This is a genomic window from Terriglobus roseus (assembly GCF_900102185.1).
In the GTDB taxonomy this organism is placed as follows: Bacteria; Acidobacteriota; Terriglobia; order Terriglobales; family Acidobacteriaceae; genus Terriglobus; species Terriglobus roseus_A.
The window spans coordinates 2,554,847-2,572,580 of sequence record NZ_LT629690.1; the positions used below are offsets into that span (position 1 = coordinate 2,554,847).

Consider the following 17,734-nt stretch of genomic DNA (forward strand, 5'->3'; position numbering starts at 1 on the left):
TCGGATAAAGCAGTTGAAAGCAGGTAGCAGAACCGTGACATCTTTTCGATCCAAATTTTTGTTGGCCAGTAATCCCATGATTCAAGGACCGCTTAGCCGGCTCTGCCCCATTCCGGTGGCATGCGTTCTGGCGCTTGGAGCGGTCTCGACGGCGGGGGCTCAGGTCACGTCGGGCACCATTCTGGGCTCAGTTCAGGATACATCCGGAGCCCTGGTACCAGACGCCACCGTAAAGGCTGAAGCGTCCTCTTTGGGCGTTACCCGCACAGTCACCTCCACCGGAAACGGTAGCTTCTCCATCCCCAACCTGCCGGCGGGAACGTACACCATCACCGTGACGCGCACCGGCTTCCAGCAGTTGAAGAAGGATGGCGTGATCCTGAACTCCGCCGACCGTCTTAACGCCGGAGCGTTCCAGCTCCAGGTGGGTGCGGAAAGCACCACCGTAAACGTCACGGCCGAGACCGGTCAGATGCAGATCCAGGCCAACTCCGGTGAGCGCAGCGATCTGATCACCGGAAAGCAGTTGAACGACATTGCTCTGAATGGCCGTAACGTTCTCGACATTGTCCGCGTGATCCCCGGCGTATCGGGTACCGGTAACTTTGGCGCATCAGCCACCGGCGGTCTCGATAGCTACTCCGTCAACGGCACTCGTGCCAATCAGCATGAGTTCACCCTGGACGGCGCCAGCAACGTGGATACCGGCAACAACGGCGGCACGCAGGTGACACTGAACACCGACGCCATTGCTGAAGTGAAGGTGCTGACCAGCAACTACCAGGCTGAGTTCGGCAAGGCTGGTGGCGGTTCCATCGTGGTGACCACCCGCGGAGGCACCAACGATATCCACGGCAACGTGCACTTCTTCCATCGCAACGAAGGCATGAACGCACGTTCGTGGATTGAAAACCACAACGACACGCCGCAGCAGCTTTACCGGTACAACACGGTAGGCGCGCAGATTGGTGGGCCGATCAAGAAGGACAAGCTGTATTACTTCTTCTCGACCGAGTGGTATCGCCAGTTGATTCCCGGCAGCGTGAACCAGTACCGCGTGCCTACCGCGCTGGAACGCAATGGCGACTTCAGCCAGAGCCGCGACTCCAACGGCAACCTGATCACCGTCTACAACCCCAACACCGGACTTCCTTTTGCGAACAACACGGTTACACCGGGTCAGTTGACCGCAGCACAGGCTACGAACTTTGCGCAGATCCAGCGCATTCTGAATCTGTATCCGCTGCCGAATGTTAACGGCCAGTCCACCTACAACCGACAGGATCCTCTTAGCTATTCGCATCCGCGTACGGAGTACGTTGGCCGTATCGATTGGCAGATCTCTCCTAACGAGCGTCTGTTTGCGCGTTACATCAACAACCAGGACAGCAGCGTTGGCCCGTTCGGCAGCTTTGGCGGCTTGAACTGCTCCAGCAACCTGCAGTTCGCGGGCGGCTGCTCCAATCGGCAGCCCGGCTGGAACCTGGCTGTGGATCTGACCAGCACGCTTTCGCCGACCATTGTGAATGAGGTCAGCGTTGGCCCCAGCGTCTACCGCTCTGTCACCGAGGGTGTAAACGGCAACATCAGCGTGGGTGCCAATAACATCAACCTGCCGCTTCTGTTCCCTGTTACCTCTAACTCGTCGATCCCAGACTTCGGATACAGCGGCAATGGCCAGAACTATCCTTCAAGCTACCTGGGCGCTACACCGTGGCATCAGGTCAACACCACTATCAATGCAAATGACAACCTGACCTGGACACTGAAGAACCACACCATGAAGTTTGGCGTGTTCTATCAGCGTTCGCGCAAGGATCAGATTGCCTGGGGTAATGCCAACGGACAGTTCAGCTTTAACTCCTGCTCGACGTCGCCTGCGGGCTGCTTGAACGGTTCGACGAGCAACAGCAACCAGGGATCTCCCTTTGCCAGTGCACTGGCCGGTGCGTTCACCAGCTTCGATCAGTCGTCGTCGCGTCCTACGGGCTACTTCCGCTACAACCAGCTGGAGTTCTACGCGCAGGATACATGGGTGATCAGCCCGCGCCTGACGTTGGACTACGGCATGCGCTTTGCATGGATTCCGCCGCAGTTCGATGCGCACAACCAGATCGCTCTGTTTACTCCGTCTGCGTACAACGCAGCAAGCGCTGTGACGATTGACCCCACCAGCGGCGCGATCACGGGCAACACCGGCAACCGACTGAATGGCATGACATACAGCAACAACGGAACACTGCCGAAGGGCGGATGGAACGGCCGTGGCATTCAGTACGAGCCGCGTGTTGGTTTCAGCTATGACATGTTCAACGATCGCAAGGGTGTGTTGCGTGGCGGCTTCGGTATCTCGCATGACCGCTCGCAGGGCAACCTGGTATTCAACACCGTGTTCGGCAATCCCGCACTGGTGACGACACCAACGATCAACAACGCAAACATCACCAACATTCCAACCGCGGCACAATCGAACCCCGGTGTTCTGGGCGGCATCTACGGTGCGGACATTACCGGAAAGGTGCCGACGACGTACAGCTTCTCGCTGGGTATTCAGCGTGAAGTGGCCCCTGGCACTACGCTCGACGTTGCCTACGTGGGAACGCAGTCGCGCCACCAGGTCACGGCGCGCGATCTGAACCAGATTCCGTACGGCACGACCTTCACCAAAGCTGCGCAGGACCCAAGCCAGTACGCTGGTGGTGTTGTGCCCAACGTGGAACCGAACCTGCCGCCGGAATATGCCGCTGCCGGATACTCCTTCGCGGGTGACAAGGCATACAACCAGAACTATCTTGCACCGTACAAGGGCTATGACCAGCTTGAGTACTACAAGTTCGACGGCACTGCGGGTTACAACTCGCTGCAGGTTTCCGTGCAGCGTCGGTTCGCACGCGGTCTGACCTTTGGCGGAACCTACACGTGGTCCAAGGCGATGACGACGTCCACGGCGGATGAAACCTTCGTGGATCCGTTCAACCCCAAGAAGTACAGCTATGGCCCTGCGGGCTTTGATCGCCGCAACATTGGCGCCATCAACTACGTATATGACCTGCCGAAGTTCACGCAGCACTTTGGTGGACCGCGTTGGTTGGGTTATGTCACGGATGGCTATCAGATCAGCGGTCTGGCTAACTTCCAGAGCGGCAACCCTGTGCGCAATGCACTGTGGTCGCCTGCAAACGTGCTGACCGGTGCTCGTCAGTGGAGCAAGATTGCACCGGCATATGTCGGTGTGGATGAACGAGGCAATCTGATTCTGCCGACCATTGGTCAGCCGACGCAGTCTGCACCGGGCAGCATTCGCAACGACGCTCTTGTTACGTGGGATAACTCGATCTTCAAGAACTTCCCGCTGGGCAAGAGCGACAAGGGCCGTTACATCCAGCTTCGCGGTGAATTCTTCAACATCCTGAACCACACCAACATCAGTGGTCGCGATTACAGCGCGAACATCACAGTGCCTTCGTACAACAGCAGCACCAACACCTACACGCCGCTGTCTATTGCCAAGAGCAACTCGTGGGGCACGCCCACCTCGGTTCGCAATCCAAGTGAACCAGGCGGACCGCGCGTGATCCAGCTTGCAGCGAAGGTCTACTTCTAAACCAGCAGCCTTTTCCCAAATGGGCTGGCCATAACATCGGCCAGCCCATACTTTCTTGCACTACTATTTCCCCACACGATTAAAGGATGTCTGCGTGATTCTCTACCGCCTCTTGGTGATGTGTTCTTCGTCTCTGCTTCTCTCTGTCGCTGCCGCGCAGACGGTCCACGGTGTTCAGACATCGGTCGATCTTAGTAAGACACTTGCGCCACTTCCCTCTGCGAAATTCGAGCGCTCCTCTGTGAAGTCTGATGTGACCATTACTGTCGATGAGACGAAACGCTTCCAGACAATCGACGGTTTCGGTGCGGCGTTTGTTGAGGGGTCTGCTTATCTCTTGCAACATGAACTAACGCCACAGCAGCGCAGCGATGTGATGACGCGTTTGTTCGATCCGAAGCGTGGCATTGGTTTGAGCGCGATGCGTCTTCCCATTGCGAGTACTGATCTTTCGCGCACGCATTACAGCTATGACGATATGCCGGAAGGACAGAGCGATCCGGAGATGCAACACTTCTCTGTTGAGAAGGACCGTGCTGATGTTTTCCCCACGGTGCGCGAAGCGTTGAAGCTGAATCCACGTATGACGTTGATTGCATCGCCGTGGAGCATGCCTGCATGGATGAAGACAAAACCAACGATGAACGGCGGTGCGTTGCGCGAAGATGCTGAGCCTGCTTTCGCGAAGTATCTTGTGCGGTCGCTTCAGGCGTTTGCGAAGGAAGGTATTACGCCGCAGTACCTAACGATTCAGAATGAACCTCTGAACGAAACCAAGAACTATCCCGGATCACTGTTGTTGGCAGACCAAGCAGCACGCTTCATCGGCAAAGATCTTGGCCCTGCCCTGCGTGCAGCGAACTTGAAGACACAAGTGCTTGCGTATGACCACAACTGGGATCATCCAGAATATCCGCTCAGCGTGATTGCCGATCCTGCTGCGCGCCCTTACATGGCTGGCTCTGCGATGCATTGCTACGGCGGCAAGGCTGATGTGCAGGACGATATGCATGCTAAGGATCCGCAGATGGGGATCTGGATGACTGAGTGCTCTGGTGGCACGTGGCAGAAGGAAGCACCGCTGGCTGTCACTGCTCATCTGCTTATCTCGTCAACGCAGCACTGGGCTAAGGCAGTTACGTTATGGGGCATCGCGCTTGATCCGAAGGGCAATCCTCATGCTGGCGGCTGCGGAACATGCCGTGGTTTGTTGACGATTGATTCGACACAGAAGCCATCAAGCATTACATGGAATGGCGACTTTTACGCACTGGCTCATGCCAGTAAGTACGTTCAGCCTGGCGCCGTCCACATTGCATCCTCCGCGGCAACTGCCGGAGTGGATCAGGTAGCGTTTCAAGATATCGATGGCACCATTGTCTTGATCGCATACAACGACACGAACGAAGCGAAGACTGTGGATGTGCAGTGGCATGCACGCACTGTACAGCTTTCACTACCTGCAACGTCTCTCGTTACCTATGCATGGAAGGCTGCGCGTTAGCTAAGGATTTCAAGGTGCGACTCATTTAGGAATGCCCTGCCATCGCTTCATTGATGGCAGGGCATTTCTGTTCCGTCTGATTCAGGACACATTTATCTTCAGCAATGTTTCGCGTTCGGATTCTCGAAGGTGTCGATGTTGTCCGCGTCGCTGCGATCAATGCAGGCGAAATCCTTTTCCAAAGTGATGTGCAATGTCTCACCGCCGTAGACTTCTTGGTCGACATATAAGCCTGTGGCACTGTCATCCTTGGCCCACGCGACAATATTTTCTGTAGGCGCTGTGACGCAAATGGAGAGGCCGCCCAGTTTGACGGCGATCACTTTGTATTGGCTGCTGTGCTCAATCGAATAAGACAGACGACCAGCGGGGTCTGTCGCACTCAACAGAGTGTGCGATTCGATTTTCCCTTCTTCAGCTAACTTCTGGACCTCAGTCCGCAGTAAGCGGAAACGTATGGAATTATCTTTGATTCTCAACTTCATACGTGCAACACACCTCTATTGCTAACCCTTAACTACGGCCTTCACCTGCGGCGGTGCGAGGATGGCATTCTTCACCGCTTCGTTGTTTTCCATGTCATGCAGTAGAGCATGAATCATTGCCTCATCGGTCGATGACGCGTTCTTGATCTCAACCGGGAACAACACGGCGTACTGCAGACCCGCATCGGTCAATTGCAGCCGTGGCTCAATGCCCGGTTGCTCAACCGCAGCATCCATCCACTGCTCAACGCTCTGATGCTGAGCTTCAATCGCAGCACGATAGGTGTTGTATGTGTTCGTCACGGCACGCAGGATGACGTCCGTCGCCGCGCGGTAATCAGCATTCGGCTTCAGCTTTACAGTCAACTCATGCCAGGCATATTCCGTGCCAGGCATTTGCTTGTACAGCGGCGTGCCGCTTTGGAACAAGACCGAGTTTGCGAAGACCGCTACGCGCCCCGTGGGATGAAATTCCGTTCCCGTTCCAGTGAGTTCCGACATATAGAAGCGCACCAGGCCGACTTCAATTACGTCGCCCGTCACACCTGCGACGGTGATGCGGTCGCCTACGCGCACACCATAGCGCCCCACGATGAAGAAATATGCGGCGACCGAAAGCAAGATGGTCTGCAATCCAACGGCAATGCCTGCGGTGATGAATCCTGCAAACGTTGCTAATGAACTGAACTGGGTGACAAAACCAAAGATCAGAACCATGCCGGTGAGAAATCCCAGAACGATTCGGCGAATGATCAGTATCTGTCTACGACGCCGGATGTCACGCACATACTTTACTGTTAACCGCTGCCATATTCCGCTGACGATGAACAAGACGAGCAGCGCGACTGCGATTGACACCACGCGTACCAGCAACGCGCGTAAGAGCGTGCTGTACTCCGCATTGACGACAGTACGCCACGCCGTGAGGTTTGCTCGTGCTGATTCCAGAAGCAATACTTCTTGCGACGAGGGTAGTGTTGCAGTACTCAAGACGCGAAAGGTGGAGCTCAATGTGTCGTAGTGCTTTCGCGTAGCCCGCAGCGCCTCTGCATCGGAAAGATTCGCAGGCGCCTGCATGGCTGCGTTTCCCTGCTGAATCGTCGAGCGCAACAGAGAAAGAAGAGGTGCACGAAGATCCGTAGCCTGCTTCTTCAACGCGTCCAGATCATGAATGCGGTTATCAATATCTTTGCGCGCGCCTAACAGTTGGAACAATGCAATGGCCTGCGTGGAAACTCCCGAATCACGCACCGCCGACAGGCTCTCTAACACGGGCGGCGCCGCCACTGGTCTCGTAGCGGAAGCCAGTTCCGGCGCAGCACGCAATAGCCGTTCCACATCACCAACAAGGCCCGTTGCCGTCTGCGCATCTGCCATGGAAGACACTCTTGTCATTGCGTCAAGCATGGCCTTCTGCAACTCTAGTTGTCCTTCAAGCTGTTCATCGCGCTGCTGCAGAGGCGCAAGGGCCTTGCCTTTCGCTGTGCTGATCTGTTTATCCAACGCCGCATCCTGTGCGGACAGATCGGCGATCCGTGCCTGTACGCGTGCGCGTGCAGCAGTTAATCGTTGAGCCGTGGTGGGTTCCTGCGGCTGCGCGTCGTCACTGTCCGCGTCCTCTGCTGGTTGCGAGCCACCTGATGGCGTGTTGCCGGGCTGCAGACGATTAAACAGCGCTGCCAAATTTCTTGCAGATTGAAATGCTGTCTGCCCGATTTGCGCAGCATGCTGACTTGCCTGTTCTCCGTAAAGCGCATCACTGGGTTCGCCAACCTTTTGGATCTGTGTGGTGGATGCGCGATAGAAGCGGAGCACATCATTCAGATGCTCCAGGATCGCCTTACCTTGCGCCGCGGTATCGATCCCAGGATTCGCAAGCGTTGGCAATGAGGCGATTTGCTGCGGCAGAGTCTGTGTAGAAGCAGTGGATTTCGCAGGAGCGGCCGACTGCGCCGTGGCATTGGCGGGCGCGGCTGTTGCTGCAGACGTTGTCTTAGCCGTATCTGTCGCAGTGGTTCCGGCGGAGGTCTGGCTCACTGCGGGCAAAGAACTGACGATGAGGAGAGCCGCGAATTTCCAAGCGGCGGATGATGCGAACTTCATCCCATGTTGGATGCGGTTCCGCAATGCAATACTGCTCCACCTGGGCAGCGAGTCATCACTGCGTGCATTTCGCGTGGCACCAAGAATGGAAGTTGAATCAACAAGATAACTTACCTTCACACTATGAAGGCTAGCAGACGACACTTTATGGCGTGAATGCTCACGGCGACTGCCACATCTTTGGATAAGCAAGTCGCCGCTAAGCACTTTGATTTGTGTTCGTGCGATGAGGCTCGGAACTGCCATCTGTTTTCGTTCAGATGTCAACCAAGCATCGGCTGAGTTTGACTCGGATGGCCGCTTTCCACATGACCCGCAAGCTGCAGCTTCAACGCATCAGGAGAACCAACCTGGGTGATTGAGAGTTCGTACCAACCTGAACTGACGCCGACAGGGACTGCAAACGATGCGTTGCTTTGCGGAGCCACCGACACGTCTTGCCCGGTCGACTTGGTATGTTTCTCTTCCCAAACAACAGCTATGGGTGCCGTTGAAGGATTCTTCAGGTTCACTTGAAGTGTCTGTTTGGAAGCATCGGGACGAACTTCGACCTGCAGTCCGGTCGCTTGCGATATGCCTGTGTGGCGCGCAAAGAAGCCGTTTGCGCCATGCACCTGCAAATCAAATGGACTGTCGTTGGCTACTTCCCAGAAGTCTGACAGTGTGTCGCCTGCAGCGACGCTGTATCTGCGCGGTTGCGTTGTTGGGTTCTTCTGGTCGTAGACATAGAACGCTGCGCCAATGCTTCCTGCATTGCGAAGGTCGAGCCACAACTTCTTGTCTTCGTGACGAATCTGCGTTTCCAGCGCGTAGCCAATCGCGCGTGCTGGCCTTGTGCCGGGTTCCTGCTCCGGCATCTTCTGCACTGCAGGAATACTGTATGGCTGATGCGAAGACGCAATGGGCTGCGGCGCAGGATATGACACGATACGACGATCGGCGGTCTGTGAAAAATCAAAGGCTGAGGTGAGGTCGCCGCAGATGGAGCGTCGCCACGCAGAGATATTCGGTTCTTCCACACCAAAACGCTTTTCAAGAAAACGCAAGACTGATGTGTGGTCGAAGGTCTCTGAGCATGTCCAGCCGCCCTTGCTCCAGGGCGAAACCACCAACATGGGAACACGTGGCCCAAGCCCGATGGGCTGACGTCCACCCGGGTCAGCGCCTGGAATCAATGGACGCATTTCGTGGGGATGAAGATCGAGGTTCAGAAACTCATCCTCAAGATTCAACTGAAGCGAGTTTGAAATCATGCCACTGCCATTCGCATGCAACGTTGACGGAGGCATCGGGGGGACGATGTGATCGAACAGACCGTCGTTCTCGTCGTAGTTGATGAAGAAGACTGTCTTACTCCACACTTCGGGATTCGATGTGAGAGCGTCCATCACCAAGGAGATGAAGTATGCGCCATCGGTTGGCGAAGCTTCGGGATGCTCGCAGTATTTGTATGGAGCGACAACCCATGTAACCTGCGGGAGGTTTCCCTTCTGCACATCTTCCTTGAACTGCACCAGCGTGCGATCCGTGACGCCTCTCTGCACCAGCTCGCTCGTTGGTGATGCACCCTCTTTCACCTGATACTGCGAGAAAAATTCGAGCGAATTGTCTGTGTAGTTATCAGTAGGCGAACCGGGCAGGCCAGTGCCACCCTGATACACGCGCCAACTCACACCAGCCTTCTGCAAACGCTCGGGATACGTGGTCCACGTGTAACCATTGGTTCCCCCGCGCTCTCCCATTCCTGGGCCATTCTTCCGCTTGCCAAGGCGGTTTTGCGAATCGACCGTTCCACTCCACAGGTAGATCCTGTTCGGGGCCGTATTCGAATGCACGGAGCAGTGATATGCATCGCACAAGGTAAAGGCATCCGCGAGCGCGTAATGGAAGGACACATCCTCACGCTTCAGATAGCCCATGGTCAGAACATCCTGCTTCTGATTCACCCACTGGTTATGATGACCGTGATTCCACGCAAGGTGACCGCTGCTCCAACCGTGATCTGTACCGGCCTGAAATTCTGTTGTCTGTTTTGGATTCAGATAGAACGGCAAAACATGAGTCGCGTCAGCTGATAAGCCGCGATCGTGATAGCGCTTTGTCTTAACCTGCGCCGTTGGTTGATGCCAAACGCTCTTGCCGTTTGGCATGGGAGCAGGATGTGGATCACTAAAACCGCGTACGCCGCGAAGCGATCCAAAGTAGTGATCGAAGGAACGATTCTCCTGCATCAGGATCACAACGTGTTGTACATCCTGAATGGTGCCGGTTCGGCTATCCGGCCCGATGGCAAGCGCGCGACCAATTGCAGGCGGCGTCATGCCCATGCCCGCTGTTGCCGCTGCCATCTTCAGAAAATCTCGTCTGCTTTTCATGCATCTACTCCCGCTCTATCAGACTAAAGCGAGCCGGATGTTCTCGGCTCGCTTCTGTCGTTCGTTGTACATCGTGTTTCTGTGATTGGCTTAGAACTGCAGACGCATGGACACCTGACCAGTACGCGGGCCACCAAAATCGACACCGGTCGTCGACGTGATCTGACCAAATGTCGTGCTGGCAATGTTCATCGCAGGGTTGCCAAGGTTTGTATGATTCAGCACGTTCGTGAATGTTCCCTCAGCGCGCAGTGATACGCGCTCCGTGATATTGAACTGCTTGCTCAAACCAGTGGACAGGTTGACCAGGCCGGGTCCGACAACGGAACCATTCTGTGCGTTACCGAAGCGACCAATCGGGTTTGGATCTCCCGCTTGTCCACGTCCGGTATGGCATTGCGTTCCAGCCACCCAGTTCGGAGTACCGGGGCAAGTGAATGCCGCAGAGTTAAACCACTTGTTTGCAGAACGCTGCGCTGGGGAAACATTTACTCCCACCACGCGATCTACCTTCTGCGAACGTCCCGGATAAGCTGCACCGATCTTGGAAGAGCTGAGTCCCGAACCGGTACCAGAAGGATCGCCCTGGCCGCTGGAGAAGTATGGCGACAGGAACGGCCCCGTCTCCACTACGAAGATGCTGCTCAGCTGCCATCCACCAACCAGCAGATCCGCGTAGCGGTTCATCTTGCCACCGAACTGCTTGCCACGGCCAAACGGCAGACCATACACGAGAGTGGTGTTCCAGCGATGGCGACGCGTTCCATAGGCCTGTCCGAAGTCAACGTTCGGATCCTGGCCGTAGCTCGCACGGGAACCGCCACTTTCACCGGCAAAGCTGGCGGAACCTGGGCCCATATTGTTGGCGAGGTTCTTTGCCAAGGTATAGGTCGAATCAATCGTCAGGCCATTGCTGGCAGCGCGATGGAAATTAATCTGGCCCGACTGATAGTTCGAATCGGCTCCCGTCGACCGTGTATTGATAACACCCCAGTTCGGGAACAGACGCGCGGACAACGGCTGATTGTAAGCAGAGGTTGTCGTAGAGTAAGGCAGATCGTTCAGGTTCGGCGCCCAAACAAGGTGCTTCGTCGTCATACCGATGTAGGAGGCACGCAGACCATAGCCCTTTCCGAGGTCGCGATCCACTGACAGCGAGAACTGGTGCGAGTACGGATCGTTCCAGTGGATGTCGTTCGCTGTACCGAAGTAAGCCTGGCCGTAGCCACTTACAGCGTTGGAGCTGGTTCCTGCGCCCGCGTAGATCGCCGGCCACGTGTACGAAGGACCACTTGCAGTCTGAGTATTGGCGTACTGCGTTGTGTTGGACTGCAGCGTGCCCGTCAGCGAGTAGAAGTTTGAACCAAGCAACGTGATGTTGTACAGACCGTAGCCGCCGCGAACAACGGTACGGTTGCTTCCGAACGGCCGATACGCAAAACCGAAACGAGGAGCGAAACGTAGCTTGACCGCGGTACGAAGGCCATCAGGCAATCCTGCTTGCGTGTTGTCGACCGTGGGTGTGCAGGCCGCTCCATTTTGCGCTGGCACGCCGGAGGTCTGACCTAGTCCGCAGGAGTTGAAGCTGGCGAGATAGTCCTGAGACACCAGCGCACCCTTGCCCGTCGGATAGATCACGCGGCCCGACTTCGCAATCGATGGGTCGAAGTTACCGATGTTGCCGGACGGATCGTGATACGCCGGGTGGTATTCGTAACGGATGCCATAGCTCAGCGTCAGGCTATCGGACACACGCCACTGATCCTGCGCGTAGAAGTGATAGTGCTTCGCCTTGCCGTCGTTATCCGATTGCACAACGTCATAGAAGGTGGTGTTCGGCGTACCGATCAGGAAGTCTGCGAATTCATTGCCGGTAAAGTTTGCCGAAGAGTAATCGAATGTTCCGTAGTTATCAGCGCCATTGAAGCCGAGTGGTGTGAGTGCTTCAATTCTGCGGATATCGAGGCCAAACTTCATCGTGTGGCGGCCCTTAACCCAGGTCAGATTGTCCGTGAATACATGCGTGCGAGACTGTGAAACGGACGTCAGACGATCAGCATTCAGAGGCGTCAGATAGGAAAAGTCCAGTTCAGGCAAACCGTTGTAGAACAGATTCTGCAAGCCCTGCAGGCCAGAGTTCTGCGTGAAGGTTTTGCCGTCAAAAGGGTTCGTGTTTCCCGTCGTAGAGAAAGTGAAACCATACCGGAATTCGTTGATTAAGTTCGGCGTGAAGTTATAGTTTCCGGCTACGAGGAAGATGCGATCCTTCTCAGAGTTTTCGCTGGAAGGAACATTCAGATTCTGTGCGCTGTGTGGGTTGTGGTTCTTGAACGAGAACCGGCCGAAGACCATTGCCTTCTGACCAAAGTATTGATCGCCGCGGATATCGAACTGCTCAGAGAAAAGCGAGGTGTCTTTGTTCGTGGAGTAGTTGTACTGACCCGGAACATATGTTGACGTATCACCAATGTTTGGGTCCGGGAAGAACTGCAAGAACTTCGCGGCGACAGCGTTGACGGGAACAGCGCCCAACGCATAGTTGCCACCTGTGTAGGGGTTCTTCAAGGAAGAAACGCCCTGCACACGTGTGAAGTCGCCCTTCTTCATTGCAGCCGTGGGAACGTAGTACTGCACAGAGGTTGTGCGCGGGTTGCGATAACCCTCATAGGTACCGAAGAAGAACGTCTTATCGTGGCCGTTGTACAGCTTTGGAATGACAACCGGGCCACCCAGGCTTCCGCCATAGTCATTGGTAATAAGTTTCGCCTTCGACAACGCGGCATAGGCTCTCGCATTCAAGGATGCATCCTGGTGATACCAGAACGCTGCGCCGTGAAGCTGGTTCGTTCCACCTTTGGTCGTGGAGGTAACTTCGCCCGGCTGGCCGAATTCTGCATTGTTCATCACGCCGTCTACGCGCATTTCCGCAATGGAATCGCCAGAAGGAAAGGCATTCTGAATGGGCGAATTTCCGCCTGTAGCGCTACGTGTGGTGATGCCGTCCACCGTCACTTCCGTCTGAAACGGAAGACCGCCCTGGATGGAAAACGATGTGCCGCTGCCATCGCCCTGCACGCCGGGCAACGACTGAATCATGGTCAACGGGCTGGTGCCGTTTGAACTGGCTCGATAGTTCGCAGGCAGATCACGCACCGCAGTGGCGGAAAGGGTTGCGTCAATGGAGGGTGATTCGGTTTGAATAGCGCCCGCATCGCTGGCGTTTACAGATGTTTCCTGCGCAAGTGTTCCAAGATCGAGTGCCGCATCTGCACGCAATTCCTGACGCGCCGTCAACCGCAGATTCGACACTTTCTGCGTTGCAAATCCCTGCGCCGTAATCTCAAGCGTGTATGCACCTGCATTCAGATTGGGAAATTGATAGTTTCCAGAGGAATTGGTTTTTGCAGTCTTAACGATGCCTGTGTCAGTTGCCGTGAGCTTTACTTCGGCGTTGGGAACCACCGCCTCGCTCTTGTCCTTCACGGTTCCAAGAATCGTTCCCTGGGTGGACTGGGCGTGGACGATGAGTGTACCGCTACATAACAACACCGATGCGATCGAAATTGGCGCAAGCCTACGGATAGACATCCTGATCTCCAAGAAAGTCCACGGTGACCAAAGCCAGTTACATCGCTACAGAAGGGTTGCGACCAGCATTCGCACCATGGGGAAGTGAATGCAGCATAGCCAGCCGATGCGTTGTCCCGTTATCTAATTTCGGCAAAATGCGGCGGAAAGGCGCATTTGTCACAGAACTTTCATCTTGAGCGGGCATCCTGCGTACGCTTCAATGTGAGCGAAGGCAGTTCCAGAAAGTGCTGCTTGTAGTCTTTTGAGAACTGGCTCAGGTGCCAGAAACCCCAGTCTGCTGCGACCTGCTGAACAGACTTCATCAGCGCGCTGCGTTTGCTTAAGTCGCGCCGCACACCGTTCAATCGCAGCAGTTTCAGGTATGCGTTTGGTCCCATTCCCAGCACCTGTTCAAACGCATACTGCAGTGTGCGGCGACTGATGTTGAAGTTGCGGCAGAGTTCGGGGACCGATGCCACGCGATCATCCAGGCTCAGAAGATATTCGCGGACATCACGAACGAGAATCGCCTGCTGCCGCTCTGCCCTGCTCACTTCAGTACTCGCACTGCGCTCGCGACACGCATCCGCAACTGCGTCCATCAGCGATTGCTCCATCGCCTCCCTTGCATTCACACTCTGTGCCACTTCTGGGTAGAGCAGTGTTTGCGAAAGCAACTCGTGCAAGAGCATGCGCAGGCGCGTTCTCAGATGTGGCGCCGCCTGCAAAAGATCGTCGTGATCGCCGGGTGGAGTGACGTCCTGAAATAAGCGCAGATGCTCTTCCAGCTTTTTGCGCTCCACGACGATGCCGAAGATCTCAAACGACTCGGGTGTCATCAGTTCAAAGACCTGATTTCCACGGCGAATCGCGATCTCACCGCACGGGATCATCCGTGCGTCCAGACGAAACGACACATCTTCGCGTACAGGAATGCCGAACCACCAGGCGTCAGACTTCACAACACAGGACTGCCGCAGACGTGCGTTCGTGGCTTCGCGAAATACATGCAGCGAATCCGTGCAGATGCCCTCAATCGCGCCATGAAAGCTTCCCGGGGAGATCTGGTCGTAGAGCTGGGACCAACCCTGCAGGCTACGCGCTTGCGCATTCGCGTCGTCTGACGCACACGCATACACCTCCGCCCTTTCGGGCGAATATGACAACGCAGCCTTCCCGGTAGAAGCTGGCATGATGGTGGGTATTATCCGATAGCAACCCCGATACAGCAAATGCCATGAGACGGCATTTTTCGGGAATTGCCGAATTTCAATAGTCCTTGCACTCGAATATGAGCATAATGAGCGCACACGCACACAATTTCTGTTTTGCGGCAAAGGAGCGAATGGAAGAGCACTCTCATCTGAAGGCGACACTGAACACGTGGCAACTGTGGGGCATCGCCGTGGGACTTGTGATTTCTGGCGAATACTTCGGATGGAGTTACGGCTGGGCTAGTGCAGGCACGCTTGGGTTCCTTATCACCACGGCGTTGGTGGCCACCATGTATGGCACCTTCATCTTCAGTTTCACAGAGCTCACTACTTCGATTCCTAACGCAGGCGGCCCCTTTGCCTATGCGCAACGAGCGTTCGGACCGCTTGGCGGATACATCGCCGGCATCGCAACGCTGATCGAGTTCGTCTTCGCGCCACCGGCCATCGCGTTGGCCATTGGCGCCTATCTGAACGTACAGTTCCCTTCACTGTCACCAAAGCTTGCTGCCACCATTGCCTATCTGATCTTCATGACGATCAACATCGTTGGCGTACAGATTGCGGCCAGCTTTGAACTCTTCATCACGCTGCTTGCCATCGCAGAACTGCTCGTCTTTATGGCTGTGGTCGCTCCAGGCTTCCACTTGTCCAACTTCCTTTCCGGTGGATGGTCTGGCAAGGATCACCTGACGATTGGCACGCTGCATGGCATGTTCACCGCAGTACCCTTTGCCATCTGGTTCTTCCTTGCGATTGAAGGCGTGGCCATGGCGGCAGAGGAAGCCAAGAACCCTGCACGCTCCATTCCACGCGCGTATCTTGGTGGCATTGCGACATTGCTGGTGCTGGCGCTTGGAGTCATGGTGATGGCAGGCGGCGCGGGTGACTGGCGTCTTCTGGCAAACATCAACGATCCGTTGCCACAGGCCATGAAGATGATTGTGGGCTCCTCCAGCGGATGGCTCCACATGCTGGTGTGGCTCGGGCTCTTTGGGTTGATCGCATCGCTGCACGGCATTATCTTCGGTTATTCCCGACAGATTTATGCTTTGGCACGCGCTGATTATCTTCCGGAAATCTTTGGAAAGATTCATCCCCGATTCAAGACACCGTGGGTGGCGATTCTTGCGGGCGGCATCGTGGGTATTGCGGCCATCTACAGCGATTCATGGCTTGTGATCGCGGGACAACCACTGACCGCAAACATTGTTACCATGTCCGTAATCGGTGCCTTGGTTATGTACGCCACCAGCATGCTCGCTCTTTTTCGTCTGCGCAGGACAGAGCCAGACATGCCACGCCCCTTTCGCATTCGACTGTACCCGTTTGCCCCTCTTTGGACACTGCTCGGCGTTATCATCTGCCTGGCAAGCGTTGTGTATTACAACCGCTTGATTGCGACGATCTTTCTTGCTACGGTCATCGCGGGATACCTGATGCTTCGTGTGACAGGACGTATTGGGGCTGAACGCAACGCTTCGCGAGGCTGACGCATGGGCTTTGCTCACACCATTCAGGGAACACGCTATGCCTTCGCAGATTTGAAAGAGCTGCTTGCGAAGGCTTCTCCCGCGCGCTCCGGTGACGATCTCGCAGGTGTGGCCGCGGAGTCTGAAATCGTTCGGGCAGCGGCGCGGTATGCTCTTGCCGAGGTGCCGCTGAAGCACTTTCTTCAGGAAGCTGTCGTCCCCTACGAGCAGGATGACGTGACACGTCTCATTCTTGATACACACGATCAAGATTCCTTCGCTCCGATTGCGCATCTGACCGTCGGGCAGTTCCGCGAATGGCTTTTGCAGGAAACGCAGACACCAGAATCGCTTGCCGAGGTCAGCCGAGGATTGACGCCGGAGATGGTCGCTGCAGTCTCAAAGTTAATGCGCAACCAGGACCTGATTCTCGCAGCCAGTCGCTGCAAGGTTGTGACGCGCTTCCGATCCACCATTGGGCTGCCCGGCACCATGTCTGTTCGGCTGCAGCCGAATCATCCGACAGACGATGCAAAAGGCATCCTCGCATCCACCATTGATGGCCTTTTGTACGGTTGTGGAGACGCCGTCATTGGCATCAATCCAGCAACTGACAGCGTGACGTCAAGCATACGTCTGCTTCAACTACTAGACGACTTTCGTCTTCGTTTCAACGCACCTGTACAGACGTGTGTTCTCACGCATGTCACAAACACGATGGAAGCAATGAAACGTGGCGCTCCGGTTGATTTGGTATTCCAATCCATCGCTGGAACGCAGAAGGCGAATGAGTCGTTCGGTATTTCGCTCTCGATGTTACGAGAGGCTGAGGAAGCTGCACTCTCGCTGAAGCGTGGCACCATTGGCACGGATTGTATGTACTTTGAAACCGGCCAAGGCAGTGCGTTATCCGCGTCTGCAAATTTTGGTGTGGATCAACAGACATGCGAGGCACGAGCCTACGCCGTGGCGCGTATGTGCAAGCCGTTGCTTGTGAACACGGTGGTTGGCTTTATTGGCCCGGAGTATCTCTACGACAGCAAGCAGATCATTCGCGCTGGTCTTGAAGATCATTTTTGCGGCAAGTTACTTGGGCTGCCGATGGGATGTGACGTGTGCTACACCAATCACGCCGAAGCAGATCAGGACGACATGGATACGTTACTCACGCTCCTAGGAGTCGCGGGAGTAAACTTCATCATCGGTGTTCCAGGCGCCGATGACATCATGCTGAATTACCAAAGCACATCGTTCCACGACGCCTTGTACGTTCGCAGCGTACTGGGCTTGAAGCGTGCACCCGAATTTGAAGAGTGGCTCCGTGAGATGCAGATTGTGGATGCCAATGGTCGATTCGTCCTCTCCAGCCCTAGCCTTGCCCGGATGCTTCCGCTGGCAGGAGCGTAA

At 55.5% G+C, this 17,734-nt stretch carries 9 protein-coding genes; 4 read left to right on the forward strand and 5 right to left on the reverse strand.

What is annotated here, in order from left to right; all coding sequences use genetic code 11:
• The first annotated feature begins 76 nt into the window (after window positions 1–76).
• A complete protein-coding gene (locus BLT38_RS10750) occupies window positions 77–3,604 on the forward strand; it encodes a TonB-dependent receptor (RefSeq protein WP_156785089.1) in 3,528 nt (1,175 codons plus the stop codon).
• A 94-nt stretch (window positions 3,605–3,698) separates the two neighbouring features.
• Window positions 3,699–5,108: a glycoside hydrolase family 30 protein gene (locus BLT38_RS10755; protein ID WP_083345170.1), complete on the forward strand. Its 1,410-nt coding sequence runs from the start codon at window positions 3,699–3,701 to the stop codon at window positions 5,106–5,108.
• Window positions 5,109–5,206: 98 nt separating this feature from the next.
• On the opposite strand, the gene BLT38_RS10760 is transcribed toward BLT38_RS10755, so the two are convergent.
• The 5 genes from BLT38_RS10760 to BLT38_RS10780 form a co-directional block, all read right to left on the reverse strand.
• The gene (locus tag BLT38_RS10760) at window positions 5,207–5,593 is read right to left on the reverse strand and encodes a DUF7009 family protein (protein ID WP_083345171.1); all 387 of its coding nucleotides are present in this window, start codon (window positions 5,591–5,593) and stop codon (window positions 5,207–5,209) included.
• A gap of 21 nt (window positions 5,594–5,614) precedes the next feature.
• The gene (locus tag BLT38_RS10765; RefSeq protein WP_231966419.1) at window positions 5,615–7,720 is read right to left on the reverse strand and encodes a mechanosensitive ion channel family protein; all 2,106 of its coding nucleotides are present in this window, start codon (window positions 7,718–7,720) and stop codon (window positions 5,615–5,617) included.
• A gap of 239 nt (window positions 7,721–7,959) precedes the next feature.
• Window positions 7,960–10,071 (reverse strand): phosphocholine-specific phospholipase C, encoded by a 2,112-nt coding sequence (locus BLT38_RS10770; protein ID WP_083345173.1) that lies wholly within the window; start codon window positions 10,069–10,071, stop codon window positions 7,960–7,962.
• Window positions 10,072–10,161: 90 nt separating this feature from the next.
• Entirely contained in the window at window positions 10,162–13,659 is a 3,498-nt protein-coding gene (locus BLT38_RS10775; protein WP_083345174.1) for a TonB-dependent receptor, read from the reverse strand.
• Window positions 13,660–13,829: 170 nt separating this feature from the next.
• Complete coding sequence (locus tag BLT38_RS10780) at window positions 13,830–14,834, reverse strand: helix-turn-helix domain-containing protein (RefSeq protein WP_083345175.1); 1,005 nt, start codon at window positions 14,832–14,834, stop codon at window positions 13,830–13,832.
• Between the two features lie 152 nt (window positions 14,835–14,986).
• On the opposite strand from BLT38_RS10780, the gene eat reads away from it, so the two are divergent.
• Together eat and BLT38_RS10790 are read left to right on the forward strand one after the other, a co-directional pair.
• Window positions 14,987–16,348, forward strand: coding sequence for an ethanolamine permease (gene eat, locus BLT38_RS10785; RefSeq protein WP_156785090.1), 1,362 nt, complete (start codon window positions 14,987–14,989; stop codon window positions 16,346–16,348).
• Window positions 16,349–16,351: 3 nt separating this feature from the next.
• Complete coding sequence (locus tag BLT38_RS10790; protein WP_083345177.1) at window positions 16,352–17,734, forward strand: ethanolamine ammonia-lyase subunit EutB; 1,383 nt, start codon at window positions 16,352–16,354, stop codon at window positions 17,732–17,734.

Bases quoted from the DNA above. Each gene is read 5' to 3' on its own strand.
- eat (WP_156785090.1), top strand. From the start codon at position 14,987: ATGGAAGAGCACTCTCATCTGAAGGCGACACTGAACACGTGGCAACTG.
- BLT38_RS10770 (WP_083345173.1), bottom strand. From the start codon at position 10,071: ATGAAAAGCAGACGAGATTTTCTGAAGATGGCAGCGGCAACAGCGGGC.
- BLT38_RS10750 (WP_156785089.1), top strand. From the start codon at position 77: ATGATTCAAGGACCGCTTAGCCGGCTCTGCCCCATTCCGGTGGCATGC.
- BLT38_RS10760 (WP_083345171.1), bottom strand. From the start codon at position 5,593: ATGAAGTTGAGAATCAAAGATAATTCCATACGTTTCCGCTTACTGCGG.
- BLT38_RS10775 (WP_083345174.1), bottom strand. From the start codon at position 13,659: ATGTCTATCCGTAGGCTTGCGCCAATTTCGATCGCATCGGTGTTGTTA.
- BLT38_RS10780 (WP_083345175.1), bottom strand. From the start codon at position 14,834: ATGCCAGCTTCTACCGGGAAGGCTGCGTTGTCATATTCGCCCGAAAGG.
- BLT38_RS10790 (WP_083345177.1), top strand. From the start codon at position 16,352: ATGGGCTTTGCTCACACCATTCAGGGAACACGCTATGCCTTCGCAGAT.